This window comes from Mesorhizobium sp. (genome assembly GCF_005063415.1).
Classification (GTDB): Bacteria; Pseudomonadota; Alphaproteobacteria; order Rhizobiales; family Rhizobiaceae; genus Mesorhizobium.
This window is the reverse complement of sequence record NZ_SUEG01000001.1, coordinates 175776-182277: the sequence shown is the minus strand read 5'-3', so window position 1 is coordinate 182277 and position 6502 is coordinate 175776. Positions and strand designations below refer to the sequence as shown.

The window sequence follows — 6502 nt, the reverse complement described above, 5'->3', positions numbered from 1 at the left end:
TCGAGCGGCTGGTCGAGATCTTCGACCAGCCGAAGCTCGACGGCGCATCCGAACTCGTCGAGGCGCTGCCCCGCATCAAAGCAGGCAGACTGCTTGCGGCCATGTCGGTCGACCGCGCCGCCGACATATTGCGCGATCTGAACGAGCCGGCTCGTTCCGAACTGCTTGGTGGCCTAGCGCCACCGCTGCGCGCGACGCTGCTTGCCATTCTCGGCTATCCCGAGGGCAGCGCCGCCTCGCTCATGACGACCGAATATGTCAGCGCGCCGCCGGACTGGAGCTTGGCCCGCACGCTGGATTATATCCGCAAGGTGGAGCGGACGCGCGAAACCGTCTACGCGATCTACATCGTCGATCCACAAACGCATGTTCTGTTGCGCTCGACCAGCCTGCGTCGACTGATCGCTGGCGAGCCCGACGAGCTGATCATGGCAATAGCGCCGGATCGCGCGCCTATCACCGTTTCACCGCTGACCGATCGTGAAAAGGTTGCTCAGTTGATCTCGAAATATGATCTGCTCGCCGTCCCGGTCGTGGACAACGGCAAGCTCCTCGGCATCGTCACCATCGACGACATCATCGACACGATGATCTCGGAAACGACCGAGGACGTGCATCGTTTCGGCGGCATGGAAGCTCTCGACGAGCCCTATATGAAGATGGGTTTTCTGGCGATGATCCAGAAGCGCGCCGGCTGGCTGTGCGCGCTGTTTATCAGCGAGATGCTGACCGCCAACGCGATGCAGAGCTACGAGGGCGAGCTGGAAAAGGCGATCGTGCTGACCCTGTTCATTCCATTGGTCATGAGCTCCGGCGGCAATTCCGGCTCGCAGGCGACCTCGCTCGTCATCCGGGCGCTGGCGCTGCGCGAAATCGGCCTCGGCGACTGGTGGCGGGTGGCATTGCGCGAGCTGCCCACCGGCCTGGTGCTTGGCTCGATCCTTGGCGTGGTCGGCGTCTGCCGCATCGCGCTCTGGCAGTATCTCGGCTTCTACGACTACGGCCCCCATTGGCCGCTGATCGCAATTGACGATCGGCGCCACGCTGGTTGGCATCGTCACCTTCGGCTCGCTGTCTGGATCGATGCTGCCGTTCGCCCTGAAGCGCATCGGCTTCGACCCGGCCAGCGCATCGGCTCCGTTCGTCGCCACGCTGGTCGACGTCACCGGGCTGGTGATTTATTTTTCGGTTGCGCTGGTAATCCTGCGCGGAACGCTGCTGTAAAAAGCTCACGCACCTCCATCGCGGCAATTTCGTTGCCGCGATGGGTTCTCGTCGCGTCAGACGCGCTCACCATCTCTCACCCGGTAAGTCGGCTTGTACATGGTGACGAGTTCTTCCGCCGCGGTCGGATGCACCGCCATGGTACGATCGAAATCATCCTTGGTCAGCCCCGCCTTCAGCGGTATGCCGAGAAGCTGCGCCATTTCGCCGGCATCCGGCCCGAGGATGTGGGCGCCGAGGACTCTTTTCGAGGCGCCGTCGACGACCAGCTTCATCAGCATCTTTTCGTCGCGGCCGGAAAGTGTGTGCCGCATCGGCCGGAAGGTCGCGCGGTAGATTTCAAGGTCCAAAAAGCGCTTTGCCGCCTCATCCTCCGACAGGCCGACAGTGCCGATCTCGGGCTGCGAAAAGACTGCGGTAGCGATCGTGTCGTGGTCGGGCGCCGTCGGATTGTCCTTGAAGGCGGTCTCGACGAAGCACATCGCCTCGTGGATTGCCACCGGCGTCAATTGCACGCGGTGGGTGACGTCACCGATTGCCCAGATGTTGTCGATATTGGTGCGGGAGTATCCGTCGACTTGGATTGCCCCGGTCTTGGTCATTTCGATGCCGATGCCCTCCAGGCCCATGTTCTCGGTATTGGGAATGCGGCCGATGGCGAGCATGACCTGGTCGACCGTCAGCACCGTGCCGCCGGTGACAAGGGCGTCGAGCCGGCCGTCAGGGCGCTTCCTGACCCACTCGGACACGGCGTGGCAGAGGATTTTTATCCCCTTCTTTTCCATCGTGTCGTGCAGCATGCGTCTGAGGTCCATGTCGAAACGGCTGAGGATCTCCTTGCCGCGGTAGACCAGCGTCGTGTCGACGCCAAGGCCGTGAAAGATGTTGGCGAATTCGACTGCGATATAGCCGCCACCCTCGATCATGATTGCCTTCGGCAACTCCTTTAAATCGAAGGCTTCGTTGGAAAAGATGCAGTGCTCATGGCCGGGCAATGCCGGATGCGGCGCCGGTCGCCCGCCGGTAGCGATCAGGATCTGGTCGGCGGTAACGGTGCGATCCTCACCGAGAAGATGCACCACATGCGGATCGACCAGGGTGGCGCGCGAATGAAAGACCTCGCCGCCGGCGCCCTGCACGTTTTTTTTGTAGATGGCCTCCAGCCGGCTGATTTCCCGGTCCTTGTTGGCGACCAGCGTCTGCCAGTCGAAACGCGCCTCAGGCACCGTCCAGCCGTAACCGGCGGCGTCGGCGAAATGCTCGGGGAATTGCGAGGCGTAGACATAGAGCTTCTTCGGCACGCAGCCACGGATCACGCATGTGCCGCCGTAGCGATATTCCTCGGCAATGCCGACACGCTTGCCGAGTGCGGCCGCAACGCGCGCCGCCCTCACCCCGCCGGAGCCGCCGCCGATGACGAAAAGATCGTAGTCGTAACCGGCCATGGCTGAACTCCTTGCCCCTCAAACACCGAGACAGGTAGGCTGCCGACTATCAAAAGAAAAGCCCGGACTTGCCGGGCTTTCTGGTCCAGTGGCGGTCAGGCCGCTCGGAAGTCCGCAATCAATTCGGTGTGGCGTCCGCGGGAGCAGCGCCATCTGCCGGGGCGGCGCCGTCTGCGGGTGCGGCCGGCGCCTTGGCATTCGCCGCTGCACCCAGGGTCTCGCCGACCTGCTGGGCGAGATCGCGAGCCAGGCCGTTCTGCCAGATCTCGGCAGCCTTCACCAGTTCGCGCGTCACGATCGGGCCGTTGTCGAGCAGCTTCTTGCCGGAATCGGAATTGTAGAAGGCGGCAATTTCATTGAGTTCCTTTTCCGAGAACACCTTTGCATAGGCGAGCGCCGCTTCCTTTTCCAGGTCGGCGCGGCGCGATGCCAGGGCCATCGCCTTCTCGTTGATCGTCTTGGCGATCAATTCCTGCATGTCCGGGTTCTTCTGGATCAGCTGCTGCTCCAGTGCCGCGGCCGCTTGCGGCAGGATGCTGTCGAACGTATCCGTCGCATGGATCGCCGCGACGGCGGCGCGCGCCGCCTTCAAATGCGCATCGGTGACATCCTGCGAAAACGCAGGCGACGAAAACGCGAAAACGGCCGAGGCCGCCAGAATGGCAAAAAAGCGGCCAACCCGGTTATGCAACATCATGATCGCTAAAACTCCCTGATTTTCGGGCGGCATGGACGGTTTGGATGCCGTCGCCGCCGGCTATGATGGCCGTTGATGCCAGCCCGATGAAAAGACCATGCTCGACCACGCCCGGAATGGCGTGGAGAGCATTCGAAAGCGCTCTTGTATCCGGAATGCGGCCAAAAGATGCATCGAGGATAAAATGGCCGCCGTCTGTAACAAATGGCTGGCTCCCCGTCATCCTCAATGTAACAGGGCCGGAAAGGCCAAGGTTTGCAGCCGCCGCGCCAACCGCAATTTCGGTGGCGCGCAGGCCAAACCGGTTGACTTCGATGGGCAGCGGAAAACGGCCGATCATTTCGACCATCTTGGAGCTGTCGGCGATGACGATCATGCGGGCGGAGGCCGCCGCGACGATCTTTTCGCGCAGCAGCGCGCCGCCGCCGCCCTTGACCAACGTCAGCGCCGGATCGATCTCGTCGGCGCCGTCGATGGTGAGGTCGAGCTCGGGCGTTTCCTCGAGGGTGGACAGCGGCACACCAAGCTCGGTGCAAAGGACGGCAGTGCGTTCCGAGGTCGGCACGCCGATGACAGTCAGGCCGGTGGCGACCTTGTCGGCGAGCAGCCGCACGAACTCGTCCGCTGTCGTGCCGGTGCCGATGCCGAGCCGCATGCCATCCGTGACATGGGCAAGCGCTGCCCGCGCCGCCTCAACCTTCAATTGCCTCGCATCCATGCCGGGTTCCGAGATTTGTTTCGGCGCTCGTAGCATTTTTGCCGGGCTGGTCAAAGGACCTTGCCCGCGGTGGATAAGCCGGCTTGCCTGAACGGGCCGCAGCGGTTATCGCCTGCCGGCAATCAAATCGTCACAGGACAGGCCATGACCCGACCGATCATCGTGTTCGACCTCGACGGGACGCTGATCGACACGGCGCCGGACCTGCTCGACAGTCTCAACCACAGTCTTGCCGCCAGCCAGCTCGCGGCCGTCGACGAAGCCGGCTTCAAGCGCTTCGTCGGCCATGGCGGCCGCGTGATGATCGAGCGCGCTCACGCAGCGCAGCACAGGTCGCTGGCAGTGGAGGAGCACGACCGCCTGCTAAAGCTGTTTCTGGACCATTACACCGTTAACATCCCTGGCAAATCGCGGCCCTACCCCGGCGTCCCCGAGGCGATCGCACGGTTCGAGGCAGCCGGTTACCTGCTGGCCATCTGCACCAACAAATACGAGGCCAATTCGGTGGCATTGATCGAAGCGCTCGGTATGACCAGGCATTTCGCGGCGATCTGCGGCCAGGACAGCTTTCCGTTCCGCAAGCCAGACCCGCGCCATCTCACGCAAACCATCGCGCGCGCCGGCGGCGACCCGTACCGTGCACTGATGGTCGGTGATTCGCAGACCGACATCGACACGGCGAAAGCCGCCGGGATTCCGGTGGTGGCAGTCGATTTCGGCTACACCGACCGCCATGTGCGAGAGTTCGAACCGTCGGCGGTAATCTCGCATTTCGATTCTCTGACGCTCGACCTGGTACAAGGACTGATGGCCTCGGCAGAAGGCTGAAGCCGGGCATCAGGCGGACCGCAGATGCCGACCGACAAGTGGTTGACTTCGCAGGCCGGCCTCCCTTATATCGCGGCGCGCTTGGCCTTCGGGCAATGAGCGGGCGATTAGCTCAGCGGGAGAGCACACCCTTCACACGGGTGGGGTCGCAGGTTCAATCCCTGCATCGCCCACCATCTGCTTTCCTGAATCAATTCCAAGTCAGAGCGGCTAGTGGTCAAAATCTGACGCTTGGTGCCGAAGCAGTAGGCCCGCTCTGGGTAAACCTGCCTTTCGCTCCGGCTGCTGAAGCGGCTTTATCGCGCCTACTGCAAGCATATCGCCCATTCGGCAAACTCGCGCGTCGAGGCCGTTTTCAGCGGCTCGAAGCAATTCCCGCCGCCTCGGAGCGGCTGGAGCGCCCGTCGCGGTCATCAAGCGGGTCGCTCGCTACGCTCCCGCTATGGACTCGATGTCACCCATTGCGAGGCCGCACCCCGATCACGGTCCGCGCTAAACCCAACCCGAACCAAAGTGTCCACAGGGACATCACCAGTGATGCCACGACCCAGACGAAGCTGCCCAGGGTGACTCCGAGCCACATGCCCAGGGGCCAACCGAGGAAGGCTCCAATTCCGGCCACGACTGCGATGTACGATGCCCAGACCGGCGTGGCTCGGTGAGTGGTCTGCGCCTCGTTGCCAGCGATCACGGCAACGGCCAACGCCAAAAACATGAAGCCGTTGGCCTTTCCTTCGGAAAATGCCCACCAGGCCTCGAAAGTTGCCGTGTCCCCGGCGGCAGCAGCGGCGGAGACCACGGTGGCCTCGGCCACCGCGGTCGTCATGGTCCAGAGGGCGCCGACAGTCAGCACACCCCAGGCAGACAACGTCCACCACGCCTCGGTGAGGCGCGATCTGGCCGCCAGCACGATCAGACCTGTCAGGACGAACAGTGATAGCGCTACCGCGGAAACCCAATGGATGATCGCCCATCGGACAGGGTCGTCGGTGATGACTCCCATCTGGCGACCCATATCGGGATCGATCGGCCCATGGCCGACCAGCGCGCCTGCCAGCAGGATAGAGGCGATCGCAAGCCAAACTCCTGCTACGCGCGTTCCTTCTTCTGTGTTTGCCATAGAGACCTCGCGCAGTAATGGTCCCATGTCCCATCTAGCGCCAGATTTCAAAGGGTTGCAAGATGGCCAATGATCGGAACGGGTCGACTGACGCCGTAGCATTGCCACGTCTGTACGACCGGAAAGGGTCGGAACAGATAATCCGCATTGGGCACCAAGCGTCAGATTTTTACCACTAGCAGCTGCAGGTCGCCCCCTCGCCGCCAAAATTCTTTTGGGCGAAATTCAAGGCGTTGCTGTAGCTCGTATAGCTTTGGAACTGGCAAACGTTGGAGCCGGCCCGCACCTTCATCTGCTCGATATCCCAGAACGAAACCTCGATGCGGTCGTCGGCGCAATAGACCCTATAGCGTTCAGGTTCCAGCGCTGCGGCTTTCTGCACAGGCATCGAAATGGCCAGGATGGAAAGTATGGAAAGTGCAAATATGATGGCATGACGCGTTTGCATGTAGACCCCCGAATAACCACCG

General features: G+C 62.2%; 6 protein-coding genes, 1 tRNA gene and 1 pseudogene. 3 read left to right on the top strand and 5 right to left on the bottom strand.

Annotation, left to right across the window (positions count from 1 at the left end):
* Positions 1-1224, top strand: a pseudogene (gene mgtE / locus E5W70_RS00965) (magnesium transporter); the annotation flags it as partial.
* 56 nt (positions 1225-1280) lie between these two features.
* Here mgtE and gor read toward each other — a convergent pair.
* The 3 genes from gor to rpiA all read right to left on the bottom strand — a co-directional run bounded on the left by gor (position 1281) and on the right by rpiA (position 4084).
* A complete protein-coding gene (gor, locus tag E5W70_RS00960) occupies positions 1281-2669 on the bottom strand; it encodes a glutathione-disulfide reductase (protein ID WP_292653595.1) in 1389 nt (462 codons plus the stop codon).
* A 118-nt stretch (positions 2670-2787) separates the two neighbouring features.
* Positions 2788-3366, bottom strand: coding sequence for a DUF2059 domain-containing protein (locus E5W70_RS00955; RefSeq protein WP_292653594.1), 579 nt, complete (start codon positions 3364-3366; stop codon positions 2788-2790).
* Positions 3353-4084, bottom strand: a complete 732-nt coding sequence (gene rpiA, locus E5W70_RS00950) for a ribose-5-phosphate isomerase RpiA (protein WP_292653593.1) — start codon at positions 4082-4084, stop codon at positions 3353-3355. Before rpiA ends, E5W70_RS00955 begins: the two co-directional genes overlap by 14 nt.
* Before the next feature lie 144 nt (positions 4085-4228).
* On the opposite strand from rpiA, the gene E5W70_RS00945 reads away from it, so the two are divergent.
* Both E5W70_RS00945 and E5W70_RS00940 read left to right on the top strand, forming a co-directional pair.
* Entirely contained in the window at positions 4229-4912 is a 684-nt protein-coding gene (locus E5W70_RS00945) for a phosphoglycolate phosphatase (RefSeq protein ID WP_292653592.1), read from the top strand.
* A gap of 101 nt (positions 4913-5013) precedes the next feature.
* Positions 5014-5088: transfer RNA gene (locus E5W70_RS00940), tRNA-Val, on the top strand.
* Positions 5089-5366: 278 nt separating this feature from the next.
* On the opposite strand, the gene E5W70_RS00935 is transcribed toward E5W70_RS00940, so the two are convergent.
* Together E5W70_RS00935 and E5W70_RS00930 are read right to left on the bottom strand one after the other, a co-directional pair.
* Entirely contained in the window at positions 5367-6032 is a 666-nt protein-coding gene (locus tag E5W70_RS00935) for a hypothetical protein (RefSeq protein WP_292653591.1), read from the bottom strand.
* A gap of 175 nt (positions 6033-6207) precedes the next feature.
* The gene (locus E5W70_RS00930; protein WP_292653590.1) at positions 6208-6480 is read right to left on the bottom strand and encodes a hypothetical protein; all 273 of its coding nucleotides are present in this window, start codon (positions 6478-6480) and stop codon (positions 6208-6210) included.
* Positions 6481-6502 lie beyond the last annotated feature (22 nt).